The 17,046-nt window shown below is 71.9% G+C and carries 12 protein-coding genes; 2 read left to right on the top strand and 10 right to left on the bottom strand.

Translation table 11 applies throughout. From position 1 onward, the window contains the following. Positions 1–89 precede the first annotated feature (89 nt). From ilvN to ACH4D5_RS31190, 4 genes are all read right to left on the bottom strand, one after another. Positions 90–617 (bottom strand): acetolactate synthase small subunit, encoded by a 528-nt coding sequence (ilvN, locus tag ACH4D5_RS31175; RefSeq protein WP_030785263.1) that lies wholly within the window; start codon positions 615–617, stop codon positions 90–92. Positions 618–646: 29 nt separating this feature from the next. Further along, the gene (locus ACH4D5_RS31180) at positions 647–2,494 is read right to left on the bottom strand and encodes an acetolactate synthase large subunit (RefSeq protein WP_398308839.1); all 1,848 of its coding nucleotides are present in this window, start codon (positions 2,492–2,494) and stop codon (positions 647–649) included. Between the two features lie 233 nt (positions 2,495–2,727). Continuing rightward, entirely contained in the window at positions 2,728–5,772 is a 3,045-nt protein-coding gene (locus ACH4D5_RS31185; RefSeq protein WP_398308841.1) for a putative bifunctional diguanylate cyclase/phosphodiesterase, read from the bottom strand. A gap of 386 nt (positions 5,773–6,158) precedes the next feature. Continuing rightward, positions 6,159–7,112, bottom strand: coding sequence for a 2-hydroxyacid dehydrogenase (locus ACH4D5_RS31190; RefSeq protein WP_398308843.1), 954 nt, complete (start codon positions 7,110–7,112; stop codon positions 6,159–6,161). Positions 7,113–7,229: 117 nt separating this feature from the next. On the opposite strand from ACH4D5_RS31190, the gene ACH4D5_RS31195 reads away from it, so the two are divergent. Continuing rightward, positions 7,230–8,258: an aldo/keto reductase gene (locus tag ACH4D5_RS31195; RefSeq protein ID WP_398309022.1), complete on the top strand. Its 1,029-nt coding sequence runs from the start codon at positions 7,230–7,232 to the stop codon at positions 8,256–8,258. Between the two features lie 86 nt (positions 8,259–8,344). Continuing rightward, the gene (locus tag ACH4D5_RS31200) at positions 8,345–9,508 is read left to right on the top strand and encodes a PQQ-dependent sugar dehydrogenase (protein WP_398309024.1); all 1,164 of its coding nucleotides are present in this window, start codon (positions 8,345–8,347) and stop codon (positions 9,506–9,508) included. 6 nt (positions 9,509–9,514) lie between these two features. On the opposite strand, the gene ACH4D5_RS31205 is transcribed toward ACH4D5_RS31200, so the two are convergent. From ACH4D5_RS31205 to ACH4D5_RS31230, 6 genes are all read right to left on the bottom strand, one after another. Then, complete coding sequence (locus ACH4D5_RS31205) at positions 9,515–9,832, bottom strand: DUF6191 domain-containing protein (RefSeq protein WP_398308845.1); 318 nt, start codon at positions 9,830–9,832, stop codon at positions 9,515–9,517. Positions 9,833–9,912: 80 nt separating this feature from the next. Further along, positions 9,913–13,017, bottom strand: coding sequence for an AAA family ATPase (locus ACH4D5_RS31210; RefSeq protein ID WP_398308847.1), 3,105 nt, complete (start codon positions 13,015–13,017; stop codon positions 9,913–9,915). 67 nt (positions 13,018–13,084) lie between these two features. Beyond that, positions 13,085–13,285 carry a hypothetical protein gene (locus ACH4D5_RS31215; protein ID WP_398308849.1) on the bottom strand — a complete coding sequence of 67 codons (201 nt, stop codon included), beginning with the start codon at positions 13,283–13,285 and terminating at the stop codon, positions 13,085–13,087. Positions 13,286–13,480: 195 nt separating this feature from the next. Beyond that, complete coding sequence (locus tag ACH4D5_RS31220; RefSeq protein WP_398308851.1) at positions 13,481–14,137, bottom strand: hypothetical protein; 657 nt, start codon at positions 14,135–14,137, stop codon at positions 13,481–13,483. Positions 14,138–14,172: 35 nt separating this feature from the next. Continuing rightward, positions 14,173–14,745 carry a GNAT family N-acetyltransferase gene (locus ACH4D5_RS31225; RefSeq protein WP_398308853.1) on the bottom strand — a complete coding sequence of 191 codons (573 nt, stop codon included), beginning with the start codon at positions 14,743–14,745 and terminating at the stop codon, positions 14,173–14,175. Then, entirely contained in the window at positions 14,714–16,981 is a 2,268-nt protein-coding gene (locus ACH4D5_RS31230; RefSeq protein ID WP_398308855.1) for an MMPL family transporter, read from the bottom strand. Before ACH4D5_RS31230 ends, ACH4D5_RS31225 begins: the two co-directional genes overlap by 32 nt. Positions 16,982–17,046: the final 65 nt, after the last annotated feature.

A 17,046-nucleotide genomic window follows, 5' to 3' on the forward strand; every position in this document is an offset into this window, starting at 1 on the left:
GCGTCCCACCGTACGGCGGGTTCAGTGAGGGAAGTTCAGGGGTCTCGGTATCCGAGAGGGATGTCCGAGAGGGATACCGGAGCCCCGGGTCAGGCGCTGCGGTCGAGCGCCCGCAGGCTGCGGTCCGTGATGGAGCGGGAGCCGCGGCCGATCGCGATGGTGCCGGACTGGACGAGCTCCTTGATGCCGAAGGGCTCCAGCATCTTGAGCATGGCCTCCAGCTTGTCGCTGCTGCCGGTGGCCTCGATGGTGACGGCCTCCGGGGAGACGTCCACGGTCTTGGCGCGGAACAGCTGGACGATCTCGACGATCTGGGAGCGGGTCTCGTTGTCGGCGCGGACCTTCGCGAGGACGAGCTCGCGGGCCACGGCGGCGCCCGGCTCCAGTTCGACGATTTTCAGGACGTTGACGAGCTTGTTGAGCTGCTTCGTGACCTGTTCGAGCGGCAGGTCCTCGACGTTCACCACGATGGTGATGCGGGAGATGTCGGGGTGCTCGGTGACGCCCACGGCGAGCGAGTCGATGTTGAAGCCGCGGCGCGAGAACAGGGCGGTGATCCGGGCGAGGACGCCGGGCTTGTTCTCGACCAGGACGGAGAGCGTGTGCTTGGTGGACATGACGCGTGGTCTCTCTTTCGCTCTCGGTCTCAGTCGTCTTCGTTGTCGCCGAAGTCGGGGCGGACCCCGCGGGCGGCCATGACCTCGTCGTTCGAGGTGCCGGCGGCGACCATCGGCCAGACCTGGGCGTCCTCGTGGACGATGAAGTCGACGACGACGGGGCGGTCGTTGATGGCGTTCGCCTCCGCGATGACCTTGTCCAGGTCCTCGGGGCGCTCGCAGCGCAGCGCCACGCAGCCCATGGCCTCCGACAGCTTGACGAAGTCCGGGACGCGGGTGCCCTTGTTGGGGCCGATGTCCTCGGGACCGCTGTGCAGGACGGTGTTGGAGTAACGCTGGTTGTAGAACAGGGTCTGCCACTGGCGGACCATCCCGAGGGCGCCGTTGTTGATGATGGCGACCTTGATCGGGATGTTGTTCAGGGCGCAGGTGGTGAGCTCCTGATTGGTCATCTGGAAGCAGCCGTCGCCGTCGATGGCCCAGACCGTGCGGTCGGGCTGTCCGGCCTTGGCGCCCATCGCGGCCGGGACCGCGTAGCCCATCGTCCCTGCGCCGCCGGAGTTGAGCCAGGTGGCGGGCTTCTCGTACTGGATGAAGTGCGCGGCCCACATCTGGTGCTGGCCGACGCCCGCCGCGAAGATCGTGTCGTCGGGTGCGAGCTGCCCGACGCGCTCGATGACGTGCTGCGGGGAGAGCGAGCCGTCCTCGGGCTGGGTGTAGCCGAGGGGGTAGGTGTCGCGCCAGCGGTTGAGGTCGCTCCACCAGGCGGTGTAGTCACCCGTGTGGCCCTCGGTGTGCTCGGTCTGGACGGCCTGGACGAGGTCGGCGATGACCTCGCGGGCGTCGCCGACGATCGGCACGTCGGCGGCGCGGTTCTTGCCGATCTCGGCCGGGTCGATGTCGGCGTGGACGATCTTCGCGAACGGGGCGAAGCTGTCCAGCTTGCCGGTGACGCGGTCGTCGAAGCGGGCTCCGAGGGCGACGATCAGGTCGGCCTTCTGCAGCGCGGTGACGGCGGTGACCGCACCGTGCATGCCCGGCATTCCCACGTGCAGCGGGTGGCTGTCGGGGAATGCGCCGAGCGCCATCAGTGTGGTGGTGACGGGCGCTCCGGTGAGCTCTGCCAGGACCTTCAGCTCCGCGGTGGCCCGCGCCTTCAGGACGCCACCGCCGACGTAGAGAACCGGGCGCTTGGCCGCGGTGATGAGCTTGGCGGCCTCGCGGATCTGCTTGGCGTGCGGCTTGGTCACCGGGCGGTAGCCGGGCAGGTCCTGCTGCGGCGGCCAGGAGAACGTCGTCTGCGCCTGCAGCGCGTCCTTCGCGATGTCCACGAGGACGGGGCCCGGGCGCCCGGTCGAGGCGATGTGGAAGGCCTCTGCGATGGTGCGCGGGATGTCCTCGGCCTTGGTGACCAGGAAGTTGTGCTTGGTGATCGGCATGGTGATGCCGACGATGTCCGCCTCCTGGAAGGCGTCCGTGCCGATCGCCTTGGAGGCCACCTGGCCGGTGATCGCGACCAGCGGGACGGAGTCCATGTGGGCGTCGGCGATCGGGGTGACCAGGTTGGTGGCGCCGGGGCCGCTCGTCGCCATGCAGACGCCGACCTTGCCGGTGGCCTGCGCGTATCCGGTGGCCGCGTGGCCCGCGCCCTGCTCGTGCCGCACCAGGACGTGCCGCACCCGAGTGGAGTCCATCATCGGGTCGTAGGCCGGGAGGATGGCTCCGCCGGGGATGCCGAACACCGTGTCGGCCCCGACTTCCTCAAGAGAACGAATGAGGGACTGCGCACCCGTGACGTGCTCGACGGGGGCGGACTGCTGTCCTGAGGATCGGGGCCGCGGCTGCGGATGGTGGGCCCCGGTGGCCTGCTCGGTCATCGGCATTCTCTTCTCGAAGCTGAGGGTTTTTGCGGGGTGTTTGCGGGGGTTTGGCAGGTGCCAGTGCAACAAAAAACCCCTCGTGCCGTGAGGCAAGCGAGGGGAGCGCGCCGGGTGCGGTCGCTGGGATCCGGTGTTCGGACCGGTCGGTCCCAGCTTCAGCCGACGCGCTTTCCAAGTACGAGAATTCGGGTGCGCATGGCATTGACCCTCCCCCCGGCACGCATGGTGTGTCAAGTAGGTGGGACGGGGGTCTCATCATGTGAACGGGCGTAGGGCGAGGGGCCGCTCGCGTACGCCCCCGGGGAGCCGCCCGCGTACGTCCCCGCGGGCCCGCTCGCGAACGGCCCGGAGGACCCGCCCGCATAGGCACCCGCGGGTCCGCCCGCGTAGGTCGCCGACGCCACGCCGCCGTACGCCACCGGACGGCCGCCCGCGAGCACCGGCTCGGCCGGGCCGTGCGGCACCGGATACTCGCCGATGGTCAGCGCCCGGCGCAGCCGGTACTCGTCGAGCGGCCCGGAGAACGCCATGCCCTGGCCGTGCGTGCAGCCCATCGCGCGCAGGGCGACCACCTGCTCGGGCAGGTCGACGCCGTCGGCCACGGAGACGAGCCCCAGGTCGTTCGCGATGCGGAGCAGGCCGGAGGTGATCTTGTGCAGTCGCGCGGACTCGACGACGCCCTCGATCAGGCCGCGGTCCAGCTTCAGCACGTCGATGGGGAGCCGGCGCAGTGCGGTGATCGCCGCGTATCCGCTGCCGAAGCCGTCGAGCGCGATCCGCACGCCGAGCCTGCGCAGGGACGCGAGGCGGCGCTCCAGGTCGTCGAGCGAGACCCGGGGGTCGCTGTCGGCGAGCTCGATGACGAGCGCGCCGGAGGGCAGGCCGTGCCGGGTCAGGAGCGCCTCGATGGAACCCATGGGCATGGACCGGTCCAGCAGGCGGCGCGCGCTCATCCGGACGGCGACGGGCACCGCGTGCCCGCTCCGGCCGCGCTCGGCGGCCTGCTCGACGGCTTCTTCGAGCATCCAGCGGCCCAGCTCGGCCGCCCGGCCGCCGTCCTCGCCCTTCTTCTCGGACACGCGCAGGAACTCGGCGGGCGTGAACAGGATGCCCTGCGCCGAACGCCAGCGGGCCTGGGCCGCGACCGACGTGATCCGGCCGTCGTCGAGCCGGACCACGGGCTGGTGCAGCAGCGCGAACTCGCCCTCGTGCAGCGCGGCGCGCAGCCGCGTGGCGAGCTGCGCCTTGCGGACGACGTCGGCCTGCATCTGGGGCGCGTACAGCTCGACGCGGTTCTTGCCCCCCGCCTTGGCGCGGTACATCGCGAGGTCGGCGTTGCGCAGGAGCTCTCCCGCGCCGATGCCCGGCTCGGCGAAGGCCACGCCGATGGACGCCGCCACGCGCACGTCGTTGCCGTCGATGGCGTAGGGCTGGGACAGGGTGATTCTCAGCCGGTCGGCGAGCTCGCAGATGTGCCGTTCTCTGGCGGCCTGGTCTCTGGTCCCGTCGCCGACGATGAGGGCCGCGAACTCATCGCCGCCGAGCCGGGAGGCGGTGTCGCCCGAACGCACCGCCTCCTGGAGTCTGCGCGCGGCCTGGATGAGGAGCTCGTCCCCGGCCTGGTGTCCGATGGTGTCGTTGACGGCCTTGAAGCCGTCGAGGTCGATGAAGAGCACGGCCGTGCCGCGGTCGGTCACTCTGCGGCCGGCCAGTGCCTGGCCGACGCGGCGGGTGAACAGGGCGCGGTTGGGCAGGTCGGTGAGCGGGTCGTGCTCGGCGTTGTGCTGCAACTGCGCCTGGAGGCGGACCCGTTCGGTGACGTCTCTGCTGTTGAAGATGAGGCCGCCCTGGTGGCGGTTGACGGTGGACTCCACGTTCAGCCAGTCGCCGTCGCCGGACTTGAAGCGGCACTCGATGCGGGTGGTGGGCTCCTCGACGGGGTTGGCGGCGAGGAATCTGCGGACCTCGTGGACGACCCGGCCCAGGTCCTCGGGGTGCATGAGCGAGGCCAGTTCGGAACCGACGAGTTCTTCGGCGTCGCGGCCGTAGACCCCGGCGGCGGCCGGGCTCACGTACCGCAGGATGCCGTTCGGCGCGGCGATCATGATGACGTCGCTGGAGCCCTGGACCAGGGACCTGAAGTGGTTCTCCTTCTGGGCCAGTTCCTGGGTGAGGGTGATGTTGTCGAGGAGCATGATGCCCTGGCGGACCACGAGCGCGAGCACCACGGTGCCTGCGGTGAAGAGCACGACGCGGTCGACGCTGCGGCCGTTCAGTACGTTGTAGAGAATTCCCAAGGTGCAGACGGCGGCGGCCAGATAGGGCGTGAGGGCGGCCAGCGATCCGGCGATCGGACGGGTCGCGGGGGTCCGCGGCTCTTCGGGGGCGCTGTCGTACGGCACGCGTGCGTGGCCGGTCCCGCGCTCGCCGTACACGTGCCAGGGGGCGGCCCATGGGGCGTACGCGAGGAGCAGCGAGCCCGCGAACCATCCGGCGTCCAGCATCTGACCCGAGCGGTAACTGGCGTGCAGCAGCGGCGAGGTGAAGAGCGCGTCGCACATCACGGTCAGGGCGAGCGCGCCGATCGCGGTGTTCACCGCTGTGCGGTTGGCCGAGGACCGTCTGAAGTGCAGGGCCAGCACCATGCTGACCAGCGCGATGTCGAGGAGTGGATAGGCGAGGGAGAGCGCGGCGTGCGCGACGCTCCGGCCCTCGAACTGCGCGGTGTGCGCGAGGGCGAGGCTCCAGGAGAGCGTGAGGAGCGAGCCCCCGATCAGCCAGGAGTCGAGGGCCAGGCAGCCCCAACCCGCCTTGGTCACCGGGCGCTTGGCGAGCACGAGCAGTCCGATGATGGCGGGCGGGGCGAAGCAGAGGAAGAACAGGTCGGCGAGGCCCGGACTGGGCACGGGCCGCTCCAGTACGACCTCGTACCAGCCCCAGACGCCGTTGCCGAAGGCCGCCATCGCGGAGGAGAGCGCGAAGAGCAGCCATGCGGGTCGAAAGCGGCTGCGGCGCGTGCGGGAGTAGCGGAAGCAGGAGATCGCGGCGGCCGCCGCCGCGATGCTCAGCCCGAAGTCACCCATGATCAGGGCGAGCCGCTCCGAACCCCAGCCGAGCGCCGAGCCCGCGGCATACGCCCCGCAGAGCAGCAGGAGCACCAGCTGGGAGAAGAGGCCGCGGCCCCCGGGCAGCGGGCGCCTGACCAGCGGCACCCTGTGCGGGAGCGCCGCCACGCCCCCGTCGAGGACGGGGGTCGAGGTCGGGCGGGCACTCATCGGGCCGCCCTGGTCCGCGCCGCCCCCGTGTCCGCCCGGCGCGCGCGTCGGCCGTGCCGACAGGGGCGCTGGTGCGTGCGGCGACGGCCGCTCGTGCGGTTCCCGGCTCGCCTGCGTCTGCGGGCCGGTGTGCGGCAGAGTCGCCGGCTGCGGTCCCGCCGCGTCGGATCGTTCGCCCATAGGCCGTGCATCGCCCGTCGCCCCCCTCGCAGTCTGATGTCTCGTCCCCGGCGCCGAACGGTCCACGGCGCATCCCCTGTCGGGACGATACACCAGACTCGTCACTCAGGGACATAGCCCCTCTACGCTCCGTGACTATCGGCGGAGAAGCGGACACGGGGCGCACGCAGTCGGGCGCGGAGCGTGCGCAAAGCGCTTCCGGGCGATCAACTGCCCGTTGTCAGCACCACGTTGTCGAGGGGCTGTCCGGCCACGTACTTGGTCAGTTGTGCGGCCAGGAGGCGCCGGGCGCGGGGCCCGAACGCCGAGGTGGAGCCGCCCACGTGCGGGCTGATGAGCACTCCTGGAGCGTGCCACAGGGGGTGACCTGCGGGCAGGGGTTCCGGATCGGTCACGTCGAGGGCGGCGGTGATGCGGCCGGACTCCAGTTCCGCGAGGAGTGCCTTGGTGTCGACCACGGGGCCGCGGGCGACGTTCACGAGCAGCGCGCCGTCCTTCATGCGGGCCAGGAAGTCGGCGCCGACCAGCCCTCGCGTGCTCTCGGACAGGGGCGTCGAGAGGATGACGACGTCCGCGTCGGGCAGCAGGGACGGCAGGTCGGCGAGCGGATGCACGGGACCGCGCTCCGTGGCACGGGCAGAGCGCGCGACGCGCGCCACCCGCGCGCATTCGAAGGGGGCGAGCCTGTCCTCGATGGCGGAACCGATCGATCCGTAGCCCACGATGAGGACGGACCTGTCGGCGAGCGCCGGATAGAACCCGGACCGCCACTTCTCCAGCCGCTGCCCCTCCACGAAGCGCGGGATCCCCCGCAGCGAGGCGAGCGTCAGGGCGAGCGCGAGCTCGGCGGTGCTGGCCTCGTGCACACCGCGGGCATTGCACAACCGCACGCCGGGCGCGAGGGACGGGATCCCTGGCTCCACGTGGTCGATTCCCGCGGTCAGTGTCTGTACGACGCGCAGGGACGTCATCGCGGACAGGGGGCGTACGGCGATCTCGGTGCCCTTCATATAGGGCACGACATAGAAGGCGCAGTCGGCCGGGTCCGCGGGGAACTCCGGGCCGCCGTCCCAGAAGCGGTACTCGAGGCCCGCCTCGGAGGCCTCGGGCAGCCCTTGTATCTCGTGCGGTGCAAACGGAAGCCATACATCTGTCGTCATGGCCAGGAGGCTAGTGCGCGCCGGTGCGCGCCGCCCTGTGGAGGGCAGCGGTCGGGGCCGAGGTGGCAGCGGTTAGTTTTGATGATCTCCGAACGAGGAGTGGGAGGGTACGTCCAGGTGGAGCGCAGGACGATCGGCGCGGGGGCGCTCGAAGTGGGCGCCGTCGGACTCGGCTGCATGCCGATGAGCTGGGCGTACACCGGCTCGCGGCAGCGCGGCGACGCGTCGTTGCGCACCGTGCACGCGGCGTTGGACGCCGTCGGCGCGGCCGGTGGCGGCGGGGGGCTGCTGCTGGACACGGCGGACATGTACGGGCCGTTCACCAATGAGCTGCTGATCGGCAGGGTGTTGAAGGAGCGGCGCGCGGAGGCGTTCGTGTCGACGAAGTGCGGGCTGCTCGTGGGCGAGCAGCACATCGTCGCCAACGGCCGCCCCGGCTATGTGAAAAGGGCCTGCGACGCGTCGCTGCGGCGGCTCCAGACGGAGACCATCGACCTCTATCAGCTGCACCGCGCCGACCCCGAGGTGCCCATCGAGGAGACCTGGGGCGCGATGGCCGAGCTCGTCGCCGCGGGGAAGGTGCGGGCGCTGGGGCTGTGCGCGGTGGGGGCGCGCGCCCAGCGGCGTGCGGCGCCCGGGCGCCCGGGGCCGGGGCTGCACGACGCGACGATCCGGCAGTTGGAGCGGGTGCAGCAGGTCTTTCCGGTGAGCGCGGTGCAGGCCGAGCTTTCCGTGTGGTCACCGGAGGCGTTGGACGCGCTGCTGCCGTGGTGTGTGGACCGCGGGATAGGGCTGCTCGCCGCGATGCCGCTGGGGAATGGTTTCCTCACGGGCACGCTGAAGCCCGGCCAGGGCTTCGAGCCGGACGACCTGCGGGCCCGGCACCCGCGCTTCACCGCCGAGATGATGGCGGCCAACCAGCCGCTGGTGGTGGGGTTGCGCCGGGTGGCGGAGCGGCACGGGGCGACGCCGGCGCAGGTCGCGCTGGCGTGGGTGCTCGCGCAGGGCAGGCACGTGGTGCCGATCCCCGGTGCCAAGCGGGAGCGCTGGGCGGTGGAGAACGCCGGGGCGGCCTCGGTGCGGCTGACGGAGACGGACCTGGCGGAGATCGCGGCGCTGCCGGCCGCGCTGGGGTCGTGGGACTGAGTCCGGGAATCTGTCGTGGGGCTGAGTTCGGGAACCTGAGGGGCGCGAGCGGTGTATGAACAGTAGAAGCGCTGCGTCGAAGGGACCTGATCGTGCGACGACCTGCTGTTACGGCCTTGCTGGCCGCTGCCTCCCTCGTGTTCGCGGCGGGGTGCTCGTCCGGCGACGACGAACCGGACCGACGCGAGAGCCCGCCGCAGCGGGACACGTCGAGCCGGTCCCCCACCGGTAAGGCGGGCGCCGAGGCCCCACCGGAGAAGGGCTCCGCGAAGGTCGTCCGCACGGTCACCACGGGCCTCAAGTCCCCCTGGGGCCTCGCGCCACTGCCCGGCGGTGACCTGCTGGTGTCCTCGCGCGACGAGGGGACCATCACCCGGGTCGACGGGAAGACGGGCAAGAAGACGGAGCTCGGCTCGGTGCCGGGCGTCTCCCCCGGCGGCGAGGGCGGCCTGATGGGCCTCGCCCTCTCTCCTTCGTACGCATCGGACCACTTGGTGTACGCGTACTTCACGACGGCGTCCGACAACCGCATCGCCCGCATGCTGTACGACGAGAAGAAGCCCTCGGGCGAGCAGCTGGGCGCACCCGACACGGTCTTCAAGGGCATCCCGAAGGGCATGATCCACAACGGCGGTCGGATCGCCTTCGGCCCCGACAAGATGCTGTACGCGGGCGCGGGGGAAACGGGTGAGACGGACCTCGCGCAGGACAAGAAGTCCCTCGGCGGCAAGATCCTCCGCCTCACCCCGGAGGGCGAGCCGGCCCCCGGCAATCCCTTCGACGACTCAGCCGTCTATTCGTTCGGGCACCGGAATGTGCAGGGCCTGGCCTGGGACGAGCAGAAGCGGCTGTGGGCCTCGGAGTTCGGCCAGGACACCTGGGACGAGCTGAACGACATCAAGTCCGGCGGGAACTACGGCTGGCCCGAGGTCGAGGGCAAGGAGGGCAAGGAGGGCTTCCGGGATCCGGTGGCCCAGTGGAAGACGTCGGAGGCCTCACCGAGCGGTGTCGCCTATGCCGAGGGCTCGGTGTGGATGGCGGGTCTGCGCGGTGAGCGGCTGTGGCGCGTCCCGGTGCGGGGTGTGGAGGGCGAGCCGGAGCCGCAGGCGTTCCTGAAGGGCGAGCACGGCCGCCTGCGTACGGTGGTCGCGGCGGGCGGCGACAAGCTGTGGCTGGTCACGAACGAGACGGACTCGCGGGGCACACCCGAGAAGGGGGACGACAAGATCCTGGAGGTGCAGGTGAAGTAGGTCAGGTCAGCTGTCCGGCGCGTCGGGCGAAGGTATCTCCTCGGCACTCGGCGCCTCTTCCTTGCTCGGTGTCTCGTCGACGCTCGGTGTCTCTTCCGTGCTCGGCGTCTCGTCGATGCTCGGCTCCTCGTCGACGCTCGGCGTCTCGTCGGAGCGTGGTGCCGGGACGGGTGGGCGTACGACCACCTTGCCCGAGGTCAGGTCGATCGGTCCGCGCCCCGGGTCGCCGTCGGCGAGGTCGACGCGGGTCATCTCCAGGCGCTTCTGTTCGTCGTCGGTGTGCTTGCGCCCCGGCGCGAACAGAGCCTCGATCGCGTTGAACACTGCGCCTCCCAGGAGCCGAGATCCTGCCGTCAAGCGTAAGCGAGGCGGCCGGAAACCGGCTCGAGACGGGAAAGCGCAGGTCAGCCCCGGGCGGGCTGCTCGTCGGCGGTGGGGAACAGCCGGAGCCGGTGGGCGAGCGCAGCGGCCTCGCCGCGGCCGGTGACGGACAGCTTGGCGAGGATGTTGGAGACGTGGACGCTCGCCGTCTTCGGGGAGATGAAGAGTTCCTCGGCGATCTGGCGGTTGCTGCGGCCCGCCGCGACCAGCCGCAGGACGTCCCGTTCCCGGCTGGTCAGGCCCAGCGCCTCGGCGGGGTGGGCCGGGGCGGCGGGGGCGCGGACGGCCTCGGTGGGGTGCAGGGAGAGGCGGGCGCGCCGGGCGAGTCCGGTGATGGAGTCGGAGAGCGGCCGGGCGCCGAGCCGGTCGGCCACCTCGCCGGCCTGGCGCAGCAGGTGGGCGGCGCGGTCGCGGTCGGTGGTGTCCGGGGCGAGGAGGGATTCGGCCAGGCGCAGGCGGGCCTGGGCGAGGTCGTAGGGGCGGTCGAGGGGTTCGAGGGCGGTGACGACGGTGTGCCAGTCGGCGGGGCGGTCACGGCCCTCGGCGCGCAGGAGTTCGGTGCGGGTCCACTCGTCGAGGGCGAGGGAGAGCGGGGTGGGGGTGGCGAGGGACTTGGTGACGCCGCGGATCCGTTCGAGGGCGGCGGGGCGGCCGGGTTCGGCGGCGGGCAGGCCGCGGGCGTCGGCCTCCATCGTGGCGGCGGCGAGGAGCAGGGGCCAGCCGTATTTGTAGGTGCCGAGGGGGAGGCCGGTGGCGAGGCCGCGTTCGAACTCGGCGCGGCCGTCGAGGATCCGGCCCTCGGCGGCGGCGAGGCCGAGGGCGATGCGGACGAGGACGAGGATGTATTGGGGCTGTGGATCGTGGGTGCCGAGGTGCTGGTGGGCGGTGTGCATGTGCCGGGCGGCCGCGGCGTATTCACCGCGGTAGAGCGCCATGCGCGCGGACCGTTCGGAGGCCGAGGCCCGGGGCTTGGAGCTCTGCACGCAGCGCTGGGTCTCCGCGACGGCGTGGGCCGCCTCGTCCCAGCGGCCGAGGGAGATGAGCGACTCGGCGACATTGGCCCAGACCCAGCCCTCGGAGTCCACCAGTCCGTATTTCCGGCAGAACTCGATGCCCGCCATCGCGACCTCGACCGCTTCGGCGGAGCGGCCGACGCCTTCGAGGGAGGAAGGGAGGTTGATGTGGACCCGGCTGAGGTCGGTGACCAGGGCGTCCCGGACGACGCGGTCCCTGACCTCGTACATCTCGGCGAGGCCCGCCTCGGGGTCGCCGGCCTCGACGAGGAGGGCGCCGCGGGTGAGGCGGGCGTTGAGCTCGATCGTGTCGGCCTTGACCATGCGGGCGTACTCGACGGCGCGTTCGGCGGCGGCCAGGGTCTCGGGGCCCGGGTCGTGCAGCATGCCCCAGGAGGCGCGGTAGACGAGGACGTCGGCGTGCACCTCGGAGGGCGGCAGGCCGCGCATCAGCTCCTCGGCCTTGGCGATCTCCGCCCAGCCGTCGCCGCGGCCGAGGGTGGAGACGAGCCGGGAGCGGGCCACCCAGAACCAGGCGGAGCGGTGAGGATCGTTCTCGCCGTCGAGGAAGCGCAGGGCGCGCTTGGTGATTTTGAGGGCGCGGTCGCGTTCGCCGGAGAGACGGCCGGCGACCGTGGCCTCGGCCATCAGGTCCAGATAGCGCAGGGGGGCGGTGGCGGGGTCGCAGCCGCAGGCGGGGTAGCCCTCGACGTAGTCGGCGGGGCGGAGGGATTCGCGGACGGACTCGGGTGCGTCGTCCCACAGCTCCATCGCCCGTTCCAGCAGGCGGAGTTGCTCGGCGTAGGCGTAGCGGCGGCGGGCCTCGACGGAGGCGTCGAGGACGGCGGGCAGGGCCTTGGCCGCGTCGTGCGCGTGGTACCAGTAGGTGGCGAGGCGGGCGGCGCGCTGGTCGGCGGCGACGAGCGTGGGGTCGGCCTCCAGGGCCTGGGCGAAGCGGCGGTTGATGCGGGAGCGCTCGCCGGGGAGCAGGTCGTCGCTGACGGCCTCGCGGACCAGGGAGTGGCGGAAGCGGTAGCCGTCGCCGTCCGGCGAGGCGAGCAGGATGTTGGCGCCGACGGCCGCTCGCAGCGCCTCGATGAGGTCGTCCTCGTCGAGTCCGGCGACTGCGGCGAGCAGTTCGTACTCGACGGTGGAGCCGCCCTCGGCGACGATCCGCGCCACCCGCTGGGTGTCCTCGGGCAGTTCCTCGACGCGGACGAGGAGCAGGTCGCGCAGGGAGTCCGTCAGACCCGCGCAGCTGCCGCCGTGGGAGGCGACGGCGAGTTCCTCGACGAAGAAGGCGTTGCCGTCGGAGCGGTCGAATATGTCGTCGACCAGGGCCTGTTCGGGTTCGGCGGCGAGTATCCCGGCCATCTGGCGGGCGACTTCGTCCTTGCTGAAGCGGCTCAGCTCGACGCGGCGCACCGTGCGCAGCCGGTCCAGTTCGGCGAGGAGGGGACGCAGGGGGTGGCGGCGGTGGATGTCGTCGGCGCGGTAAGTGGCGAGGAGGACGAGGCGGCCGCCGCGCAGGGTGCGGAAGAGATAGGCGAGGAGGTGGCGGGTGGAGGTGTCGGCCCAGTGCAGGTCCTCCAGGGCGACGACGACGGTGCGGTCGCGGGAGAGGCGCTCCAGGAGGCGTGCGGTGAGTTCGAAGAGGCGGGCCGTTCCCTCGTCGGATCTGCCTCCGGGGGCGTGTCCGTGCGAGGTGTGTCCGTGCGCGGGGCCCGCCAGTTCGGGCAGGAGCCTGGCGAGTTCTTCCTCCTGGCCCTCGGCGGCGGCGGCCAGTTCGTCGGGGAGCTGGCGGCGCAGCGAGCGCAGCGCGGTGGCGAAGGGGGCGAACGGCAGGCCGTCGGCGCCGATCTCCACGCAGCCGCCGAGCGCGACGACGGCGCCTTGTCTCTCGGCGGCCGCGGCGAACTCCTCGACGAGGCGGGTCTTGCCGACCCCCGCCTCACCGCCGAGCAGCAACGCCTGCGGCTCGCCCGGGCCGGGCCCCCCGGCTCCTTCGAGCGGGGTGCCGGTGGCGCGGGCGAGCGCTTCGTTCAGTACGCCGAGTTCGTCGGCTCGGCCGACGAACACCGGGCTCACGGACCTGGTCTCCACAGCCGCGAGCATCGCACAGAGGGCGGCCGGCGCGGCACCCGATGTCCGCGGAGCGGTCACCGGCACGGGCCCCGTCATCTCAGGCGGCCCGCGTGAAGCGCGCCCTGCCCCGCATGAGGCGGTTCCTCCAGAGCGTCGTACTCACCCGCCCCTCGGCTTCGTGGCGGGCCGAACGGCGGGCGGCGGCACGGAGCTTGCGGGCCTCGCCGAGCAGGCGGTGGCGGTCGGCCTCGCGGGCCAGCTCGGCGGCGCGCACCTGGTGCATCTCGTACTCGAACATGTCGTACCCCTCGGGTTGTCGGTGGTATCGCCGGTGTCGTTCTCTGCGATGTCTCCACTTTCGTCTCCCAGGGGGGTCGCCCACATCGGGCGGATGCCGCATCTCCCGGAGGCGCGGGGCCTTAGGTACGACGAAGGGCGGGGCGGGGGCCTTAGCCCCTGCCCCGCCCTTGCCTTACGTGCGCGGGCCGATGGCTCAGGAAGGTGCGGACGGCAGTCCGAGCAGCAGGTCGGAGTACTTGGCGACGGCGAGGAGCAGCCCGATCACGCCGAGCGCGACGCCCGCCCACGCCACGGACTTGATCCACGGCGCCTGCTCCTTGCCGGGCGCGCCGAACGCAGGCCTGACGAGCACCAGGAAGCCGACGACCAGCGCGGCGGCCGCGAAGAAGCCGGCGATCAGCGCGGTGGCCTGCCAGGAGTCGCCGTACATGGCCTGGAGCTGGTCGGAGACGCTCGCGGACTGCTTGGTCTCCAGCTGCCCCATGATGTTCGAGCGCGCGCCGGCGATCGTGCCGAGCCAGCCTCCGGAGAGGCCGATCACGCCGAGCGCGGCGGACACGACGGCCGCGGCGCCCTGGCCGACACCGGTGGGCCCGGCGGGCCGGGCGGCCACGTCGGCATCCACATCGTCATCCGCGTCGGCGTTCTCTGCGTCCTCGGCGGTCTCGGCGTCCGCGTCGGCGGCCTCCGCCGCCTCGGGGGCGGCGCCCTCGGGCCCGGCGGCGTCGGCCGCGTCGGACTTCGTGACGTCGACCGTCTCCGGCTTCCCGGCCCCGGTCACTTCGTCGGCCTCGGCCTCGGTCCCGGCCGCACCCTTGGCACCGGCCGCGTCATCTGTCTTAGTACCCATGCCCCGCACCGTACGGACGGAGTCTGAGAGCTCCCTTAACGCGCGTCCGCCACCTGTGCGTCCCGCGCCGCCCGCCACTCCGGGGCGAGGACGGACCAGACCTCCATGTCGTGGCGCACGCCCTGCCAGGGGAAGCTCTCCCGCAGCACGCCGTCCCTGGTGAACCCGAGCCGCTCGGCGGCCGCCTTGCTGCGGTCGTTGAGCGAGGAGACCAGCCACTCCACGCGGTGCATCCCGCGCTCGTCCACGGCCCAGTCGATGAGCACCCGCGACGCCTTGTTGACCAGGCCGCGCCCGGCGGCCGACGGCTCCAGCCACACACCGATCTCACAGCTGTCGCTGCCGGTGTCGAAGATCCGGAAGAGGACACCGCCGACGAGGGTGCCGTCCAGCCAGATGCCGTAGAAGCGCCCGGTGTCGGAGGCCTGCTTGTCGGCGTACGTCTGGAGGTGCTTCCGCGCGGTCTCGAGGTCCGTCACGACCGCGGTGAACGGCACCCACGGCCCCGCGTACTCCCGCGCCCGCTCGACGTGCTCCAGGAACTCCTGTGCCTGCCACGGCTCCAGCGGCCGCAGCTCAGCGCCCTCGTCCAGCGATATCGCGAACATCCTGCTCCTCCAGCGCACTCACGTCGTCGGCGACGTCCCGGTTTCCGGGGATCTTCGCACGTGTGCCACGCGGGTTCGAACGAGATTCCGGCGGCTCGATGCTGATGCGCGGCAGGAGGCGGTCCAGGCGGCTCGGCAGCCACCAGTTGGCGCCGCCGAGCATGTGCATCAGGGCGGGCACGAGCAGCGTACGCAGCACGAAGGCGTCGAGGGCGACGGCCGCCGCGAGCGCGATGCCGAACATCGCGATGACCCGGTCGCCGCTGAGGACGAAGGCGAGGAAGACCGAGATCATGATGACGGCCGCGGAGTTGATCACGCGGCTGGTCTCGGCGAGGCCCACGCGGACGGCCCGCCGGTTGTCGCCGGTCTCCAGCCACTCCTCGTACATCCGGCTGACCAGGAAGACCTGGTAGTCCATGGACAGCCCGAAGAGGACGGACACCATGATCACCGGCAGGAAGGGCTCGATCGGCCCGGCCCTGCCGAGCCCGAGCAGCTCACTCCCCCAGCCCCACTGGAAGATCGCGACGACGACGCCGAACGCGGAGGCGACCGCGGCGACGTTCATCGCGGCGGCCTTGAGGGGGATCCCGATGGACCGGAAGGCCAGCAGGAGCAGGACGCAGCCGAGCCCGATGACGACACCCACGAAGAGCGGCAGCTTGCCGACGATGACCTCCGCGAAGTCGTCGTAGCTCGCGGTGACGCCGCCGACGGACACCTCCAGGGAGCTCTCCGCCTCCGCCTCAGGGAGGACGTCGTCGCGCAGCCGGTCGACGAGTGCGCTGGTCTTCTCGGACTGGGGAGCCGAGTCGGGGACGACGGTGAGGAAGGCGGCGCGGCCGTTGTCCCCGTACGTCACCGGGCTCACGGAGGCGACGCCTTCGGTCGACCTCAGCGTCGCGGCGAGGTCGTCGACGGCCACCCGGTCGCCCGCTCCGTAGATCTCGCTCACGAGCGTCAGGGGGCCGTTGACGCCGGGGCCGAAACCGTCGGCGAGGAGGTCGTACGCCTGCCGGGTGGTCGCCTTCGAAGGGTTGTTGCCCTGGTCGGACGTGCCCAGGTGCAGGCCGAGAGCGGGCAGCGCGAGCACGGCCATGACGAGGACCGCGACGGCACCGAGCAGCCGCGGGTGACGCTCCACGAAGACGGCCCAGCGGGCGGCGAGTCCGGTCGGCAGCTCCGGTTCGGGACCGTGCTCGGCCATGCGGCGGCGTTCGCGGCGGCTGAGGGCGCGCGGGCCGATCCAGGTGAGGAGCGCGGGCAGCAGGGTCACGGACGCGGCGACGGTGAGGACGACGGTGAGCGAGGCGGCGATCGCGACTCCGTTGAGGAAGCCGAGCCGCAGGATGAGCATGCCGAGCAGGGCGATGCAGACGGTGGCGCCCGCGAAGACCACGGCGCGGCCTGTGGTGGCGACGGCGCGTTCGGCGGCGACGGCCACGGGCAGGCCGCGTTTGAGGCCCTTGCGGTGCCGGGTGACGATGAAGAGGGCGTAGTCGATGCCGACGCCGAGCCCGATCAGGGTGCCGAGCATCGGTGCGAAGTCCGCGACGGTCATCACATGGCCGAGCAGCACGATGCCCGCGTACGCGGTGCCGACGGACACCAGTGCGGTGGCGATGGGCAGGGCGGACGCGGCGAGCGAGCCGAAGGCGACGAAGAGCACGACGGCGGCGACGGCCACCCCGACGATCTCGGCGACCTGGGCGCTCTTGGACTCGGTGAGGCCGATGGCGGTGCCGCCGAGCTCCACCTGCAGGCGGTCGGACGCGGCGGCCTTCGCGGTGTCGACGACGGCCTGCGCGTCGGCCTTGTCCATGTCGTCGGCCTGCTCGCGGAAGGTGACGGTGGCGTACGCCGTGCGGCTGTCCGGGCTGACCTGGCCCGCGCCCCCTCCCTCGCCCTCGTAGGGCCCGGTCACGGAGGCCACGGCGGGCAGCTCGGCGATCTTGTCGAGGGCGCCGGACATCGTCTGCTCGACGTCGGCGGCGCGCACGGAGGTGCCGGGGCCGGTGTGCCAGACGACGGTGTCGCTGTCGCCGCCGAGGCCGTGGAAGTTCTCGTTCAGGAGCTGGGTCGCGCGGCCGGACTCGGTGCCCGGCACCTCGTAGTCGTTCGAATACGCGGATCCGGCGACGGCGGCGGCCGAGACGGCCCCACCGAGAGCGAGGAGCCACAGCAGGACGACGACGAGTCGGTGCCTGACGCACCACCGGGCGAGTGCTGCCACGGACTGGCTCCCTGAATGGTTCGTGGATCTTCATCGGGAGCAACAGTCAAGCAAGTGGACAGCCC

The sequence above is a fragment of the Streptomyces sp. NPDC018029 genome, assembly GCF_044327655.1.
GTDB lineage: Bacteria > Actinomycetota > Actinomycetes > Streptomycetales > Streptomycetaceae > Streptomyces.

Excerpts from the sequence above, each read along its gene's own strand:
- ACH4D5_RS31220 (WP_398308851.1), bottom strand. The coding sequence starts at position 14,137 with ATGGGTACTAAGACAGATGACGCGGCCGGTGCCAAGGGTGCGGCCGGG.
- ACH4D5_RS31180 (WP_398308839.1), bottom strand. The coding sequence starts at position 2,494 with ATGACCGAGCAGGCCACCGGGGCCCACCATCCGCAGCCGCGGCCCCGA.
- ACH4D5_RS31190 (WP_398308843.1), bottom strand. The coding sequence starts at position 7,112 with ATGACGACAGATGTATGGCTTCCGTTTGCACCGCACGAGATACAAGGG.
- ACH4D5_RS31225 (WP_398308853.1), bottom strand. The coding sequence starts at position 14,745 with ATGTTCGCGATATCGCTGGACGAGGGCGCTGAGCTGCGGCCGCTGGAG.
- ACH4D5_RS31210 (WP_398308847.1), bottom strand. The coding sequence starts at position 13,017 with ATGCTCGCGGCTGTGGAGACCAGGTCCGTGAGCCCGGTGTTCGTCGGC.
- ACH4D5_RS31215 (WP_398308849.1), bottom strand. The coding sequence starts at position 13,285 with ATGTTCGAGTACGAGATGCACCAGGTGCGCGCCGCCGAGCTGGCCCGC.
- ACH4D5_RS31185 (WP_398308841.1), bottom strand. The coding sequence starts at position 5,772 with ATGAGTGCCCGCCCGACCTCGACCCCCGTCCTCGACGGGGGCGTGGCG.
- ilvN (WP_030785263.1), bottom strand. The coding sequence starts at position 617 with ATGTCCACCAAGCACACGCTCTCCGTCCTGGTCGAGAACAAGCCCGGC.